This window comes from Rufibacter immobilis, assembly GCF_003721565.1.
Lineage (GTDB): Bacteria > Bacteroidota > Bacteroidia > Cytophagales > Hymenobacteraceae > Nibribacter > Nibribacter immobilis.
This window is the reverse complement of sequence record NZ_RJJE01000017.1, coordinates 99,595-115,143: the sequence shown is the minus strand read 5'-3', so window position 1 is coordinate 115,143 and position 15,549 is coordinate 99,595. Positions and strand designations below refer to the sequence as shown.

Genomic DNA, 15,549 nt, shown 5'->3' with positions numbered 1-15,549 from the left:
CCCTTATGCCCATGAAATTAAATAAAACCCTTCCCTTTCTCTGCCTCCTTCTGGTGGGGTTTTGGTCTTGCCAACGCCCGCAGCAGAGCAAATCCAAGACGGAGAAACAGACCTTTGACGTAGACTTCCAGAAGTTCACCTTAGACAACGGACTTACGGTGGTCTTCCACGTAGACAAATCTGATCCGGTGGTGGCGGTGGCACTCACCAGCCACGTGGGTTCGGCCCGCGAGAAAGAAGGCCGCACCGGGTTTGCCCATTTGTTTGAGCACCTGCTGTTCCTGGAATCTGAGAACCTGGGCAAAGGCGGCCTGGATAAAATGAGCGCCCGCATTGGCGGCTCCGGGGCCAACGGTTCCACCAGCCGTGACCGTACCAATTACTATCAGACCGTGCCCAATGATGCTCTAGAGAAAATGATCTGGGCCGAGGCCGACAAACTGGGTTTCTTCATCAATACCGTGACCAATCAAGTGTTGGCTAAGGAAAAACAGGTGGTGAAGAATGAAAAGCGCCAGAGCGTAGACAACCAGCCTTACGGCCATACGTCATACGTGATTGATCAGAACCTGTACCCCAAAGACCACCCTTACCACTGGCAGGTCATCGGTTCACTGGAAGATCTGCAAAATGCCACCCTGGAAGACGTAAAAGAATTCTACCGCCGCTGGTACGTCCCCAACAATGTGATCCTGACCGTCTCCGGCGATTTTGATCCGGGCCAGGCCAAGGCATGGGTAGAGAAATACTTTGGCGAGATCAAGAAAGGCCAGGACATTCCTAAACAGGAAAAACGGCCGGTCACTTTGTCACAGACGAAGAAGCTCTACCATGAAGACAATTTCGCCCGCCTGCCTGAGCTCACCATGACCTGGCCCAGCGTCTACACCTACCACCCAGATTCCTACGCCCTCAGAACCTTGGCTACGCTTTTAGCCGATGGCAAGAAAACACCCTTCAATAAAGTAGTGGTAGACGAGAAACAACTGGCCGGGCGGGTAAACGTGTACCAGTCCAGCTCAGAATTAGCGGGTCAGTTCATGCTCAGCATACGCGGGTATGAAAAGGTAGACTTGAACAAAGTGCACGCCGCCGCAGAAGAGGCTTTTGCCCGTTTTGAGAAAGAAGGTTTCTCTGACGATGACCTCAACCGCATCAAAACCGCCCAGGAAGTGAACTTCTACAACGGTCTGGCCAGTGTGCAGGGCAAAGGGTTCCAATTGGCGCAGTACCAGATTTTCGCCAATGACCCGGGCTTCATCAGCAAAGACATCCAGAACATGCTGGCCGTTACCCGGGCAGACATCATGCGCGTGTACCAGCAGTACATCAAAGGCAAACCGTACATTGTCACCAGCTTTGTTCCGAAAGGCCAGGCAAATCTGGCCTTGGCCGGCTCACAGAAAGCCCAGGTGGTGGAAGAGAAAATTGTGGAGGGTGCCGAAGAAAAATTCGATGCCTCTGGTCAGGCCGCCTACACCCGCACCCCTTCCAGCTTTGACCGCACCAAAGAGCCTCCGTACGGCAAAGCCCCCCAAACCAGAGTCCCCAACGTGTGGGAAAGCAAATTGGACAATGGCCTCAAGGCACTAGGTATTGAAGACCGGGAAGTGCCGCTGGTGCAGTTTAACCTGCGCCTGAGCGGCGGCCTGTTGCTGGAAGATTCCGCTAAAGTTGGCGTGTCTAACCTGCTGGCCGAGCTCCTGCTCAAAGGCACCAAAACCAAAACCACCGAAGAACTGGAAGAAGCCATAGAAGCCTTAGGGGCCTCCATCAACATCATGGCCGGTGAGGAGAGCTTTACCCTAAGCGGCCGTACCCTGGCCCGCAACTACGCCCCCACCATGGCGCTGGTGCAGGAGATTCTGTTGCAGCCGCGGTGGGATGAAAAGGAATTCTCCCTGGTGAAACAGCAGGTAGAAAGCCAGCTGAAACAACAGAAAGCCAACCCCAACGCCATTGCCAATAACCAGTTCCAGCGCCTGCTGTACGGCAAAGACCACATCCTTTCCCGTAACATCTTAGGTTCTGAGGCGTCTATCAAAGCCATCACAATGCAAGATCTCCAGGCTTATTACAATCAGTACCTTTCTCCGTCTGTGGCAGCGTTCCAGGCGGTGGGGGCGGTAGACCGGCAGGAGGTCCTGAACTCCCTGTCCAACCTCAACCAGGCCTGGAAAGCCAAGGAAGTACGTATTCCGCAGTTTAAGGCACCGTCAGCCCCTACCGCCTCTAAAGTCTATTTCTATGATGTACCGGGGGCTAAACAGTCTGTATTGCGGTTTGGGTACCTGGCGTTGCCGGCCACGCATCCAGATTATTACGCGGTGCAGGTCATGAACTACATACTGGGGGGCGGAGGTTTTGCCTCACAGCTCACGCAACAGCTCCGCGAAGGGAAGGGGTATACCTACGGCATCAGTTCCTCCTTCTCGGGCTCCAGCGTACCGGGTCCTTTCCTGATCCAGAGCGGGGTAAGATCCAACGTCACCTTTGAGTCTGCTGATCTGATCAAGCAAATTTTGCAGAACTACGGCCCTAACTACTCGGCGCAGGATCTGGAAGTGACCAAAGGCTTCCTAATCAAGAGCAACGCCCGGGCTTTTGAGACCATGGCCGCCAAACTGGGGATGCTCAACAACATTAGCAGCTATGGCCTGCCCTACGACTACGCCAAACGCCGGGAAGAACTGGTACAGGGCATGACCATTGATCAAATCAGAACCCTGGCCCGCCAATACGTGAACCCCAACCAGATGTACTACCTGGTGGTAGGTGATGCGGCCACCCAACTGAAGAAACTGGAGCAACTGGGCTTCGGGAAACCGGTTCTTCTCAATTAAAAGCGTTACCGGCCGCAAAACCTACTGTTGCGGTAAAATATGGCAAATCCTCCTGGCGTTATTCTCTGGGAGGATTTGCCGTTTAGGGGCTCTTTTTCTGAAAACAACGCCAAACCAGAATCACCGGCTCGGGCCCAATTAGGCTTGATTTGAGAGGAAGTGGCCCAGCGAGGTTGTACAGTTTTTGCCCTTGCGGTGCTCACCCAAAGCAAAAAGCAGTATATTTGAATTGTTCACCATGTCACGGAAAGCCTATGTTACTTTACCAGGACAGCGTTCTTAGCTTAGAATATGACCCGGCAACGGATATCCTGGAAATGGTGTGGCCAGACTTTGACACAGACACCATGCTGGAGACAAAGCATGCCCTCCAGATGATGGTGGAGTCCATCAGGACTTATGATGTAAAAAAGCTACTCATAGACGGCAGTAACGCCAGAATCACGGTTTCTGATGAGGAGAATCTTGCCGCCCTGCAGCAATTTGCCGCTGACCTGAACGCAACCCGTCTACAGAAAATAGCCAGAATTCAGTCTAGCAACGCCAGAAGGGAAACACAGACCCAGGAAAGTATGTATAGGCTACAAGCCAGCCTGGACGCTCACTTTGAGTTGCAGAATTTCCCGGATCGTGCTTCTGCCTTGACTTGGCTTAAACTGGCTTCCTGATCTGAAACTTGAAGAAATGCATAACAGAGTCTTATTATCTGAACCCCACGTTACCATCAAGTATGATGTCCTCACCGAAATTCTGCATGTAGAATGGACCGGTGAGCAAACCGAGGCCACCGTGCGCGACGGCTGCGACAAAATATTGAAACATGTAGTTAGCACCCGGGCGAGCAAAGTATTCAATGACAACAGTCTAGTGACGGGAAATTGGTCCGATGCCGCCCAGTGGGGAGCCAAAGTATGGTTCCCGGCCATGTACAAAGCGGGGGTAAAGTATTTCGCTTGGCTGCTTTCGCCGGAAATCTACAGCCAGCTCTCCACCAAAGAAACACTCAAGCATGACATTAACGGCATCATCATCCTCAGCTTTGAGGAAAGAGCTTCGGCCGAAAACTGGCTATTGGTCATGTAAACATCCTTCTTAACAGTTTCCGTAAACAAAGAGCCCCTGGCATTACAATGCCAGGGGCTCTTTGTTTACGGTGATTTCCTAAGTTCTTTGCTTAGATGGAGTCTGTTACTACCAACAGTGAGTAAATCAAACCTGGCACGAAGAACAGGAGGGTTAACAGAAGGCTGATCCAGAATCTGCTGGTGATGCCTTCGTACAAACCTACTGCCAACGGCGGGATAAGGATGGCCAGGATGATCAAGAGAATTTTGTTGGTGTCATGGGTCTGCCGCAGGGCTTCCTTCACCTCTTTCTTAAACTCTTTGCGCTCTGCCTTGGTCATGGTGGCCAGCTTATGCTTCGCTGATTCTAACATGGCGGCTTCCTGAGGCTGCAGGGTAGCCTTCTCGGCTGTCTCGGTTGGGGCAACCGCTGCTGGTTTAGGGGCGGCGGGTTTGGCGGCTACTTTCTTCGTTTCAAACAGCACTGGTACGGGAGCACCTGCATTGGCTTCTAAAACGGGTTCCGCTTCTGGCGCAACCGCTTCAGTAGAGGCAACTTCTGTGGCCGTGGTCACAGGTTCTGCTTTGGCTATGGTTTTCTGGTACGTTTCAGGTTTGGCAGAAGAGAAGCGGTAGTACTCCTTAGAGCTACAAGAGAATAGGAACTGACCTACCAACACAACCATGACAAACTGCAGTAGACTTCTAAATTTCATAGTTTTAAAAATTTATATGGACTGAAAAAAGGGTTAAACATACTTCTTTCCTTTCTTCCTACTGCTGTCTTCTCTCCCCCACCCAGAAAGGATGTTTTCATTTACCATCCTAAATACTATGCATCCCTTCAATTGGTTATATATTTCTTTGCAAAAAATGAAAATCAGACTACCGAAGCCTGAACAGGAAGCTTTATAACAGTCTAATTAAACCGCTACCCTTAACAACTTCTTCCCTAGAAATCAAGCAATTGGAAAGAACATATTATAAATTAAGGTTCCTCTTCTGTTTGTTTATAAATTTTAAAACACCAGCATACTTCTTCAAAGAATTCAGTATGTCACTACCTCTCTCTTACATTACTTCTCTATCAAAATTGTACCATTATAAAGCTTTAATGCAACTGCGGCACTATTTTGAAAAAAGCTTTACAGAAAACGCCCTACAAAGCAATTTTTGGGACTGCTAATTGACCTCATCATTTAATAACTTGTAGATTATCACTACCTTTACATTAGTTTAGAATCGTCTTTAATTACAATAAAGGTCTGCTATTTTATGACCAAACCTGCCATACCTGCAAACGAAGCACAGAGGATGCAAGCGCTGGATCGTTACCAGATTCTGGATTCTCTGCCGGAGAAAGATTTTGATGATTTGACCAAGGTGGCTGCCGCTATCTGCCAAACCCCTATTTCGCTTATCACCCTTATAGACACCGATCGGCAATGGTTCAAGTCGGTCTTGGGGCTTGAGGCTTCTGAAACGCCTCGTGACCTGGCCTTCTGCGCCCACGCCATCAACAATCCAGAGGCGCCGTTCATTGTACCAGATGCCACCAAAGATGCGCGCTTCTCTGAAAACCCGCTGGTAACCGGAGACCCCAATGTGGTATTCTATGCCGGGGTCACGCTTAACACACCAGACGGGCACGCCCTGGGTACTTTGTGCGTGATAGACCATAAACCGCATGAACTTTCCGCCGACCAACTGGAAGCTCTAAAGGCACTGGCCAACCAGGCGATGGGCCAGATGGAATTACGCCGCAAAAACATTGAACTGGAGGCGCTTAACCAGGAGATTAAGGTACTCAACCAGAACCTGACCGAGTTCTCCTACCGGGTGACGCATGACCTGAAAACTCCACTCCGCGGTATTAAGTCGCTCTCTGAATGGCTGCTGGAGGAATATACTCCCAAATTAGATGACCAGGGCATTAACTACCTGAACCTGATCCAGAAACGTTCCTCGCAGCTACAGCACCTCATTGACGGTATTCTGCTTTTCTCTAAATCTACTAACCTGCGCTTGCGCGAACCAGACCAGGTAGATCTGAAAGAACTGCTGGGAGAAATACTGGACCATTGCAAAATGCCACCTTCTATCAAGGTGGAACAGCCGGCAGATACCATAGTGGTTCCCTCTCACCGTATTGGGCTCTACCAGATCTTACAGAACCTGATCACCAACTCCGTAAAATACATGGACAAACCCGCGGGCCTGATCAGCATTGACTATAGACTCCAGCCTAAAGGTTTCAGCCTCACCGTCATGGACAATGGGCCGGGTATTGCCGAAGACCTGCGCGAGAAAGCTTTCCATCTGTTTGAAACCCTGGGCTCTAAAATAGAGGCACAGGACGATAGTTTGGGCATAGGCTTGGCCACGGTGAAATCGCTGACGGAGAAAATGGGCGGAACGGTGCGCCTCACCGACCGTCCGGATGGAGAAACAGGCGCCTGCTTCGTCCTCAGCTTTCCGTTCGCCTCCCAATAAATTTAAAAATTCAAAGGGAACCCCTTGCGTTTAGGGGCCGATTTTGGAAAATCGGCCCCTAAACGCAAGGGGTTCAACAGTAGCAACCAAGTTACTTAAAGGCTTTCCACCACTTTCTGGAAATCTTGGCTGTTCAGGGGTTTAAGCAAGCAGGTTGAAATACCCAGGTAGCGCATCTGGCCCACATCTGTGGCATTTGAAGACGTAGACAGCACCACTATTTTAGTGGCAGCTTCCTGGGCCAAAGGCAGCTTTTTATACTCATCCATAAAAGAAAAGCCATCTAGCACCGGCATATTAATATCCAGCAGGATCAAAGACGGAAATTCTTCTGCCGAGGTAAGGCTCTGCAGGTACTTCAGTCCCTCGTATCCGTTCAAAGCAGTAATGATTTCCTCTGCCAAGTCTGTTTCCTCAATAACCGTCTGGTTTAAGAAATTGGTGATCTCATCGTCCTCTATGAGCAAGATTGACTTTATTTTTTTCACGGGTTCTTAAATGCTAGAAGGGGTTAGTGCTGTAAAATAACGGTAAAAGGATGAAACTAGCCGTATTTGCCGCAAAACTTTTGAAAAAAAATTAATATCATATAAAATAAAACTATCTGTAGTTGCCTGTATTTGTCTCATCTTGCTTATTTCATGGGTACCCAAAGCAGTAAGTGTGTAAGAATGAAGATCCTCTACAAAGATTAGTCCAAATAAAAGACACAGTTATACAATAGTTTATCTATATTTATAGCGAAAATTTACTTTATTCAATATTGTTATTTAAATCTTAACTTTTTATGGGGGCTGCGTCTAGTATTCTGCCAACTTCTTTTCTTCAGCAACTTCCGTACACTGCACAAGTAGATCTTCCTAATCTCCCCCCCCAGATTCAGAATGATTTCTTTAGCCAGTATGTGCAAAGGAAAAAATCAACCGGATTTGCCTATCTGCTATGGGTTATCTTCGGTCTGCACTATGCCTACGTGAACCGATGGGGCCTGCAATTCCTCTTCTGGATTACGGCTGGCGGACTGGGTATCTGGTGGTTTATAGACCTTTTCAGAATTCCTTCTGTGGTACGCCGCTACAATGAGACTTTGGCATTACAGTGCTTGGCTACCATTAGAATGGCCCACCGCGTTTAATCAGCAATTATCTGTAAGCCGAGCCGCCACTTGCGTTTAGGGGCTGTTTTTGGAAAAACAGCCCCTAAACGCAAGTGGCGGCTGACATGGTTACTGCCCCTGCTGTTGCTTCAGCAGTTTCAGCAATACGCCGTTCGTCCAGCCAAAACCGTCTTGGTTGGGATATTCGCCTCCCCCGCCTTCTGTACCGGCTTTTTCCACGTTGTACTTCTCTGTGAGTTTGCCAGACAGTTGGTACACGTGCGTGTTCTGCTGCACCCAGCGTTGCGCCACCGTGTTCGCCAAGGCATTCTGATGATAGGCTCTCAGTCCCTGGATGCTCATCCATTGCAGCGGTGCCCAGCCATTGGGTGCATCCCATTGCTGCCCAGAATGGGTTAACGTGGTGACAAGACCGCCTTGCCTTAGAAAATCGCGTTCCAGCCGTTGGGCCACCGCTTTGGCCTGTGCTTTGGAGGCCATGCAGAAAAACAGCGGAGCTACCGCCGCCAGCGTAGGAATGTCTGTGGTGCGCTGGCTCTTGAGGTCATAATCATAGAAGAACTGGTCTTTGGGGTTCCAGCAGTAGGTGATCAGGGCTTTTTTGCGCTCTATCGCTCTTTTGCGGTACAGCCGTTCCTGCGCTTTGTCTCCGCGCAGTTCGGCCATGTCTGCCAGGGTGAGTTCTGTGTGGTACAGCAGGACATTGAGGTCTACGGGAATAAGCTGGGTGGTCCTGATGGTGTGCAGGGATTTGCCGTCTGCAAACCACCGGCTACTGAAATCCCAGCCCGACTCAGCGGCGGCCCTGAGGTCACGGTACACCTCCTGGGCGGGGCGGCCCGAATTGTGCGCCACTTCCACGTCTTCCTTGTAGGCCTCGGGGCGGGGCGTAGGATCATCGTCCCAGTAGCGGTTCAGGAAACTTCCGTTGGGCATGCGCACCACGCGGCGGTGCGCCGTGTGGGTGGGGGAAAGAGTGTCCTGGCCCTGCATCCAGAACTCGTACTCATTCTGCAACGCCGGAGCGTATTGGGCCAGCACCTGCTGCCCCTTTTCCTGCGCCATAATCCTGAGCATAAGGGCATAGAATGGCGGCTGCGACCGGCTCACGTAGTAGCTCCGGTTGCCGTTGGGGATGTGGCCCAAGGTATTGATCAGGTGCGTAAAATTGTCCACCATTTCCTGAATGAGCCCTACCTGGCCGCTTTCCTGCAACCCCAGCATGGTAAAGTAACTGTCCCAGTAATAGATTTCCCGGAAACGGCCCCCGGGCACCACGTAGGCATTGGGCAACGGTATAAGCGAAGTCTGCTCCGCCTTGGGCTGACGGGTTAGCACCGGCCACAGGGTCTGCACATGTTCGGCCACCGGCTTAGATGGGTCTGATTTAAACTCATTGGCTGGCTCAACGGGCACCTCAAAATGCCGCAGCACAAATTCCTGCAGGCTAAAGCCCGGCTTATCTTTCTCCTGGGCATACGCCCGAAGGATCTGCTCCGGGGCTATTCTGGGCCTGCAGTCTGGGAAAGTTTTGGAATCTGGGAAAACCGGGGCCAGTTGTACGTCTTTGAACAGGGCGCCCAGTTCTTCATGAGGCTTGAACTGGGCCTGAGCCCAGCTTTGCAGCAGCACCAGAAACAGCAGCACCAAGGGCATTCTAACGGCACGGGCCAAAGCAGAAGATTTATAACTCATAGCGTAAGATTGATTGCAGTTCCCCTCTTACGCAGAAGCCTTCCCCAAAGGATATTATCATGTACCTGCTCTCCTTGCGTTTAGGGGCTCTTTTTCCAAAAAAAGCCCCTAAACGCAAGGCATTGAAAACAATTTAACGGGTATGCAGCAGCCGGTCTATGTCCTGTATCTTCCCGAACACCACCAAAATGTCACCGGCTTCAAAGACAGTCTCGGCTTTGACCACGCCCAAGACCGTGGCTTTCTGCTGCGTTTTACCAAACAGGTTCCGGCTTTCGCGGTAGCGGAGAATGGTGAGCACGTTCACCTGGTACTTGGCCCTAAAATTAGACTCGGCAATGGTCATGCCCACGTAACGCTCAGGCACCGTGGCTTCAATAATGTTGTAGTCCTCGGTTAAGTCAAAGGAGTCAATCACACCGCGCATCTCCAGCTTCTTGGCCAGCCGTTCGGCACTTTCCTGCTCCGGCCTGATGATCTGGTCTACCCCAATGGCCTCCAGCACGGTCTGGTGCAGCGGGGAAATGGCCCGGCTCATGAGCCGCTTTACCCCTAATTGCTTGAAAATGGCCGTGGCCATGACTGAAGCCCCAAAATCTTCGCCAATGCCTACCACCACCACATCGGTCTCAGCGGTGGGCAAGGTAGACAAAGAGCTTTGGTCGCTGGCATCCAGGCAGATGGTGTGGGTTACCCGGTCTTTGTAGGTTTCCACCTTGTGCATGTCTTTGTCCACGGCAATGACCTCATGCCCCATCTCAGTGAGTTTCATGGAGAGCGAAGACCCGAAGTAGCCCAAACCTATAACAATGTAGCGCATAGCTGATTCTGGAATTACGTGATGATGATGGTTTCTTTAGGGTACCGGTAGCGCAAGGTAGATACTTTACGCAGTAAGCCCACAATGAGGGTAAGCGTGCCTACCCTGCCTAAAAACATGGTGATGATGATGACCATTTTACTGGGAGTGCTTAACAAGGTAGTGATGCCCACGGTAAGCCCCACGGTGGCAAAACCAGAGAAACACTCAAACGCCACGGCGGCCAGCTCCAACTGAGGATCAAAGAAAGTCACCAGAAACACGGCCAGCCCAATCACCATCAAGGACAGCAGAATAATGGCGAAGGCTTTATACACCGATTCTTTCCCAATCTCCCGCTTAAAAACTTCCACCCGGTCTTTGCCCCGCGCCAGACTGATAATGTTGAGGATAGCCACCGCAATGGTGGTGGTCTTGATACCGCCCCCTACCGAGGCTGGCGAGGCCCCTATCCACATGAGCAGCAGGTACAGCAAAACGGTGGGCGCCGTGAGCGCTGCCATGTCTACTGTACTAAAGCCAGCCGTGCGCGGTGTGACAGCCCCAAAAAATGCCCCCACCATTTTTCCGGCCAGCCCGTGCTCCGCTAAGGTATTGCGGTATTCCAGCAGAAAGTACAGCACAGTACCTACACTAAGCAGCACCAAGGTAGTAATAGCCACCAGCAGCGTGTTCACGTTCAGGACCCTGGGCGTGTGCTTCACCCGGCTCCCGGTGCTTAAACTGCCTAACCATGTAAGCGTTTTATAACGCAGGTACCGGTACAGGTTAAAGACAATGGGGAACCCAAGCCCGCCCACAATAATGAGTACTGCAATGATGAGCTGCAACGGATAATTGAACCGCAGCATAGGATCATACAGCCCCAGGCTCAACGTGGAGAAACCCGCATTGCAGAACGCAGAGACCGCATGGAAAATGGCAAAGCTGAATTTATCTGGCAAAGCGGCCTCTGGTATCTCTAGAATGGAAACATAGACTAAAAGTGCGCCCACCAGTTCCAGTGCTAAGGTAAAACTCACAATTTTGAACAGTGTGCTGGTGATCTGCCCCAGATTGTCTTCATTGAGCCAGTCTTTCATGAACAGAGAACTCTTGAGGGAGGACCCCTGAAAGAAAATCCCGAAGAAACTGGCAAACGTCATAATTCCCAACCCGCCCACCTGAATCAGGATAAGGAGGATGACCTTTCCGGTAGGGGTGAACGCGGTAGCCGTATCTAACGTCACCAGCCCCGTTACACATACCGCGCTGGTGGCCGTGAACAGGGCATCTATAAAACTGATCCCTTCATAGGTGGCCTGCGGCAACAGCAGCAGAAATGTACCCACGGCTACCAGAAACACAAAGCTGAGCACAAACATCTGGGCGGGGTGCACTGTGCTCCGGTAAAAAAGCAGGGTCTTTTTAGATACTTCTATAAGAAAGACGTAGAAGATAATGAAATAGATGGGCTGCTCACTGTCAAAGAAACGCAGCAAAGTACTGGCGCTGGTGACCTGGTTCTGCAACACAAACCTAGAAACCAGCGCCAGCAGCATAAAGAAGAGCAACAGCCCCTCAAAGATCAGCGACGGCCGCCGCACCCTGTTTCTCAGCAGCAGGAATACACGCACGGCCAGACATACCAGCACCACCAGAAAGAAGGTATGGTAGAAATAGTGCAGCAGCCGGGGCGCATAGGGAGCGTGTTCAAACCCAATGTCGTACAGGAACACCAGCAAGGCAAACCCGCTCAGGTACAGCAGGAACTTGTCCAGCAAAGCCACCATAGGCGGCACATGTTCCATGGCCGCCTGCAACGGGGTTAAGGGAGTTTTCTTCTGAAGTTGGTTCATTGTTGCACTTCTTGGGTTCCGTTGCGTAACAGCACCTATACGGTGCAATGGCAGACACGGCGGAACATTTTCCGTTTACCAAAGTACTTAAAAGCAAAAACAACCACTAACCTAAGACTACGATGGATACTTATAACCTGAAACCGGAAAACATGCGCGCTCCCGAACACCTGAATGAGAAGGAGATACGCCAGAGCCTGGATGAGCTGGATGCAAAGATAAAAGTACTGCAAGGCCGGGCGCACGCCACCACCGCAGACTCTTCACACACTTACCATGAACATATTGCCGCCCTGGAAGCCAAACGGGCCCTTATTGCTCAAAAGTTAGACAACCATACAGAACACTCAGAAAGCACGTGGCAAGAGATTAAACGTGGCCTGGACGATCTCACCGAGGGAATAAAGAAGCTATTTTAAGATTGCTGTGCTTCCGCAGGCACCCGCTCACCCAAGACCACAGAGGGCGTTTAGGGGGCTTTTTTCGAAAAAGGCCCCCTAAACGCCCTCTGTGGTCTTTACCTTATAAGTACCTGCTTGGTCTTTTAAAATCAGCGAAGGACTATATTTTCCAGAAACATTCGCATCTCCCGTTCACTGGAGAGCACATGGCTTGGATTGGGTTTAGCGCCTGCTTTTCTTATTTTTGGGTTATATCAGGATTAGGCATGGAGTATTGCTCCTTAATGATGTTGAGGATGTCTGAGGTGAGCGGTTTGGAGAAAAAGTCATTCACCTCAGAGAGATTGCGGGCGTGGGTAATGTCATTTTTATCTACGGCAGAGGAAAGCACAAACAGCAGGCATTGCTGGGTCAGCTCCTTGGGCAGTTTCTTGTACTCTTCAATAAACTCCCAACCATCCATCCCGGGCATGTTAATATCCAGGAAAATAATTTCAGGAAAACTTTGGGGATCGTTGTCTACAATGGCCTTCAAAGCGTCTAAGGCTTCTTCGGCCCACAAAAAGCTGTTCACAGATTCTGAGAATTGCTGCCCCCTGATCACATTCTCGCACAGAAAATTGTGAATCTCGTCATCATCAATTAAAAAGACTTTCTGGTACTTAGTCATTATATGGTGGTATTTGAAAATAAACTTTAAATATAGATCCTTTTCCAACTTCACTCTCTACATCTACCCAACCGCCCATGGTCTCCGCTTGGGTCTTAATCATGTACAAACCCAGCCCCTTGCCGTCTATGTGTGGGTGGAACCGGCGGTAAAGCCCGAAGATTTTCCCTCCCTGCTTTACCAGATCAATCCCTAATCCATTGTCCTGGACCTGCAGGCACAAATACCCGTTTGAAAATACGGTATTAATGTGAATTTCCAAATCACGTGCTTCATCCTGGTATTTTATAGCGTTGGTGATCAGGTTCAAAAAAATGCTGTGTACGTACCCTTTCACCCCCATCACTTCTTTGCCCTCCAAGAAATCTGCGTGGATTCTGCCTGTGTACTGGATGAATTGCCCAGACAAGCTTTCTTTTATATCTGCGAAAACCTGCTGCAGGTCAATTTTCTCCAAGACCTGCTCCGTCTTGCTCCTGATAGACAGAATTTCATTGAGGTCCCGGATGGTGGTGTCCAGCCGCTGTGAGGTGCGCTCCAGTTTACTGATGAGCACACTGTTGATAGGGTCTGCGCTGCTCTTGCGGTTATACAAGTTGGTAAGCCCTACAATGTTGGCCACCGGGGCGCGCAAATTATGGGAAACGATGTAAGCGAACTGCCGCAAGTGTTCGTTTTGGCGCGCCATCTCTTCTGTGAGGGCAGCCTTCTCTGCCTCGGCCTGCTTGCGCTCCACAATCTGCCGGATGGAGGTGAAACTGTAGCTTTTCTGCTCAAAATTAAAGTAGTTCAGCTGCATTTCTACCGGATGCAACTCGCCAGCCGCGTCTTTGACCTCAGTTTCAACCGTGAGGCTGTGGAGTTCTTCCAGCGAAGCCCATTGTTTCGCCCAGTCTTGCTGCCCAAAACTAGGGGCGATCTCATACATGCGCAAACCCAGCAGTTCTTCTTCCCGAAAGCCCAACATAACGCAGGCGGCCCGGTTTACGCGCACCAAACTACCGTCTGGCCTGCTCCAGAGAAAGGCTTCCGAAGCGCGCTCAATAGAGAAATCTGCGAACCGGAGCTTCTCCTCCATTACCTTGCGGTGGGTAATATCAATGGCGCTGCCATCCATGCGGGTCATGTACCCGTTTTTGTTCAACTGCCCGGTACAGCGGGTAATAAACCATTTCTCATCATTGGAGGCTGTCTTGATTCTGTACTCCATCTGGAACTGCTCCTGCGACGTGCGGATCTTAGGTAATGCCTCCTCAAAGAGATACCTGTCTTCTGGGTGTACCAGGTTAAACCACAGGAGTTTGTCTTCATAGAACTGCTGCGGCGTGTACCCCAGAATACTGTAGCACTGAGGGCTCACGTAGGTCATCTCCATTTTATCATTGAAAGAGAAGATGATTTCCACAATATTGGCGAGAATAGTCTGCGCATGCCGTTCTGCTTCTGCCAGCTGCTTTTCAGCGAGCTTACGGGCGGTGATATCGTGCACCACTACCAGGCGTTTCACTCCGTCATCTTCCTGCAGCGCGTGTGACACCACCTCCACGTAAAGTTGGGTGCCATCTTTCTTAAGGTGCACCCACTCCCCAGCGTAATTGAGCGGTTCTCTGGAACTGGCCGTTACCTGAAGCAAAGTTGAAATGTCTTCCTGAGGCCGTATGTCTTTGATGGTCATCTGCAGAAACTCCTCTTTGGAGTACCCGTACAGCTTCACCGCCGATGCATTCACCATTAAGAACTGTAGGCTGTCTGTGTCAAATACCCACATGGGCAGCGGGTTATTCTCAAACAGAATCCGATAGTCTTCTCTTTCGCGAGGAAGAGCAGTACCATCTGTAATACTTTCGATCATGTAATTTTTAATGTCTGTCTATTATTTGATGCACAGCAATTCAACCCACGGTTCTGGCTTAAAGCCACTGATTATCTGCAATCATGCTTTCTGGAGCCTATAGTCATTAAGCCCCAATTTTTTGTTTTGTGTTTTGCCCCTGTTTTCAGAAAAATAGCCCCTAAACGCCACCGCTACCAACGTGTAGCTCTGAAAAATAGTCGCTCATGTCTTTTGAAAGTTACGGTTTAAAATATATACCACCAAACCTTAGAAGCGGGAACATTAGCACTAGAAACTTCTAGAGACCCACCACGCTCCACTATGGAAGAGCATGACAGAATAGCCTAGTGAACCAAAAAATAGCTGTTACCGCCTAGGGTTATGGTGTATCCCTCAGGCTACCATAAGCTTTTAGCAGAACCCTGCGTTACCTTATATTTCAACCATTCAGTATCCTACAAATCAACCAAAATATAAAAATATACTTTTTCCGGCATAATCAACATCACAAATGATTAGCTAAAGTCCAAGACATAAGATTTTACATTAAATCCATCCTCCTATTTTCAGCCTCATTTTCACAAAATTACAGATTTGCCACCTAATCTCATCTACTCTCCATGAAAAGAATCACTGTACCACCCCCTTTATAGCTAAATATGGCTTATCAAATAATTAAAAATTTCCATAGTAAATTTATATCCGATTAAGACTTCTATTCGTAAGGTAGAATAATACAACTCCTACACTACCAACTTCATCAGGTTATTTTAG

13 protein-coding genes are annotated in these 15,549 nt (G+C 49.8%); 6 read left to right on the top strand and 7 right to left on the bottom strand.

The genetic code is table 11. From position 1 onward, the window contains the following. Window positions 1–11 precede the first annotated feature (11 nt). The 3 genes from EFA69_RS13295 (at window position 12) to EFA69_RS13285 (ending at window position 3,926) form a co-directional block, all read left to right on the top strand. A complete protein-coding gene (locus EFA69_RS13295; protein WP_123134826.1) occupies window positions 12–2,843 on the top strand; it encodes a M16 family metallopeptidase in 2,832 nt (943 codons plus the stop codon). Between the two features lie 254 nt (window positions 2,844–3,097). After that, on the top strand, window positions 3,098–3,511 hold the full coding sequence (locus EFA69_RS13290; RefSeq protein ID WP_123133613.1) for a hypothetical protein: 414 nt from the start codon (window positions 3,098–3,100) through the stop codon (window positions 3,509–3,511). 16 nt (window positions 3,512–3,527) lie between these two features. After that, on the top strand, window positions 3,528–3,926 hold the full coding sequence (locus EFA69_RS13285; protein WP_123133612.1) for a hypothetical protein: 399 nt from the start codon (window positions 3,528–3,530) through the stop codon (window positions 3,924–3,926). A 91-nt stretch (window positions 3,927–4,017) separates the two neighbouring features. On the opposite strand, the gene EFA69_RS20535 is transcribed toward EFA69_RS13285, so the two are convergent. Next, entirely contained in the window at window positions 4,018–4,623 is a 606-nt protein-coding gene (locus tag EFA69_RS20535; protein ID WP_245964578.1) for a YqaE/Pmp3 family membrane protein, read from the bottom strand. Window positions 4,624–5,221: 598 nt separating this feature from the next. Between EFA69_RS20535 and EFA69_RS13275 the strand changes: the two genes are divergently transcribed. Beyond that, the gene (locus tag EFA69_RS13275; protein WP_183906782.1) at window positions 5,222–6,400 is read left to right on the top strand and encodes a sensor histidine kinase; all 1,179 of its coding nucleotides are present in this window, start codon (window positions 5,222–5,224) and stop codon (window positions 6,398–6,400) included. Window positions 6,401–6,495: 95 nt separating this feature from the next. Here the strand turns inward: EFA69_RS13275 and EFA69_RS13270 are convergent, their stop codons facing one another. Continuing rightward, window positions 6,496–6,888: a response regulator gene (locus EFA69_RS13270; RefSeq protein WP_123133610.1), complete on the bottom strand. Its 393-nt coding sequence runs from the start codon at window positions 6,886–6,888 to the stop codon at window positions 6,496–6,498. A 416-nt stretch (window positions 6,889–7,304) separates the two neighbouring features. Between EFA69_RS13270 and EFA69_RS13265 the strand changes: the two genes are divergently transcribed. Further along, the gene (locus tag EFA69_RS13265) at window positions 7,305–7,535 is read left to right on the top strand and encodes a TM2 domain-containing protein (RefSeq protein ID WP_221175742.1); all 231 of its coding nucleotides are present in this window, start codon (window positions 7,305–7,307) and stop codon (window positions 7,533–7,535) included. Between the two features lie 90 nt (window positions 7,536–7,625). On the opposite strand, the gene treF is transcribed toward EFA69_RS13265, so the two are convergent. The 3 genes from treF to EFA69_RS13250 form a co-directional block, all read right to left on the bottom strand. Then, complete coding sequence (treF, locus tag EFA69_RS13260; RefSeq protein ID WP_123133608.1) at window positions 7,626–9,212, bottom strand: alpha,alpha-trehalase TreF; 1,587 nt, start codon at window positions 9,210–9,212, stop codon at window positions 7,626–7,628. Window positions 9,213–9,345: 133 nt separating this feature from the next. Beyond that, window positions 9,346–10,032, bottom strand: coding sequence for a potassium channel family protein (locus EFA69_RS13255; RefSeq protein WP_123133607.1), 687 nt, complete (start codon window positions 10,030–10,032; stop codon window positions 9,346–9,348). 14 nt (window positions 10,033–10,046) lie between these two features. Continuing rightward, window positions 10,047–11,870: a TrkH family potassium uptake protein gene (locus tag EFA69_RS13250; RefSeq protein WP_245964577.1), complete on the bottom strand. Its 1,824-nt coding sequence runs from the start codon at window positions 11,868–11,870 to the stop codon at window positions 10,047–10,049. A 152-nt stretch (window positions 11,871–12,022) separates the two neighbouring features. Here EFA69_RS13250 and EFA69_RS13245 point away from each other — a divergent pair, with 152 nt between their 5' ends. Then, window positions 12,023–12,289: a sll1863 family stress response protein gene (locus EFA69_RS13245; protein ID WP_245964576.1), complete on the top strand. Its 267-nt coding sequence runs from the start codon at window positions 12,023–12,025 to the stop codon at window positions 12,287–12,289. 220 nt (window positions 12,290–12,509) lie between these two features. Here the strand turns inward: EFA69_RS13245 and EFA69_RS13240 are convergent, their stop codons facing one another. Further along, entirely contained in the window at window positions 12,510–12,941 is a 432-nt protein-coding gene (locus tag EFA69_RS13240; RefSeq protein ID WP_123133605.1) for a response regulator, read from the bottom strand. Then, a complete protein-coding gene (locus EFA69_RS13235; RefSeq protein WP_123133604.1) occupies window positions 12,934–14,793 on the bottom strand; it encodes a PAS domain-containing sensor histidine kinase in 1,860 nt (619 codons plus the stop codon). Before EFA69_RS13235 ends, EFA69_RS13240 begins: the two co-directional genes overlap by 8 nt. Between the last annotated feature and the right edge of the window lie 756 nt (window positions 14,794–15,549).

What these genes read in the sequence shown, in the direction of transcription:
- EFA69_RS13275 (WP_183906782.1), top strand. Translation starts at nt 5,222, where the DNA reads ATGCAAGCGCTGGATCGTTACCAGATTCTGGATTCTCTGCCGGAGAAA.
- EFA69_RS13235 (WP_123133604.1), bottom strand. Translation starts at nt 14,793, where the DNA reads ATGATCGAAAGTATTACAGATGGTACTGCTCTTCCTCGCGAAAGAGAA.
- EFA69_RS13240 (WP_123133605.1), bottom strand. Translation starts at nt 12,941, where the DNA reads ATGACTAAGTACCAGAAAGTCTTTTTAATTGATGATGACGAGATTCAC.
- EFA69_RS13290 (WP_123133613.1), top strand. Translation starts at nt 3,098, where the DNA reads ATGTTACTTTACCAGGACAGCGTTCTTAGCTTAGAATATGACCCGGCA.
- EFA69_RS13250 (WP_245964577.1), bottom strand. Translation starts at nt 11,870, where the DNA reads ATGAACCAACTTCAGAAGAAAACTCCCTTAACCCCGTTGCAGGCGGCC.
- EFA69_RS13285 (WP_123133612.1), top strand. Translation starts at nt 3,528, where the DNA reads ATGCATAACAGAGTCTTATTATCTGAACCCCACGTTACCATCAAGTAT.
- treF (WP_123133608.1), bottom strand. Translation starts at nt 9,212, where the DNA reads ATGAGTTATAAATCTTCTGCTTTGGCCCGTGCCGTTAGAATGCCCTTG.
- EFA69_RS13245 (WP_245964576.1), top strand. Translation starts at nt 12,023, where the DNA reads ATGCGCGCTCCCGAACACCTGAATGAGAAGGAGATACGCCAGAGCCTG.
- EFA69_RS13255 (WP_123133607.1), bottom strand. Translation starts at nt 10,032, where the DNA reads ATGCGCTACATTGTTATAGGTTTGGGCTACTTCGGGTCTTCGCTCTCC.
- EFA69_RS20535 (WP_245964578.1), bottom strand. Translation starts at nt 4,623, where the DNA reads ATGAAATTTAGAAGTCTACTGCAGTTTGTCATGGTTGTGTTGGTAGGT.
- EFA69_RS13295 (WP_123134826.1), top strand. Translation starts at nt 12, where the DNA reads ATGAAATTAAATAAAACCCTTCCCTTTCTCTGCCTCCTTCTGGTGGGG.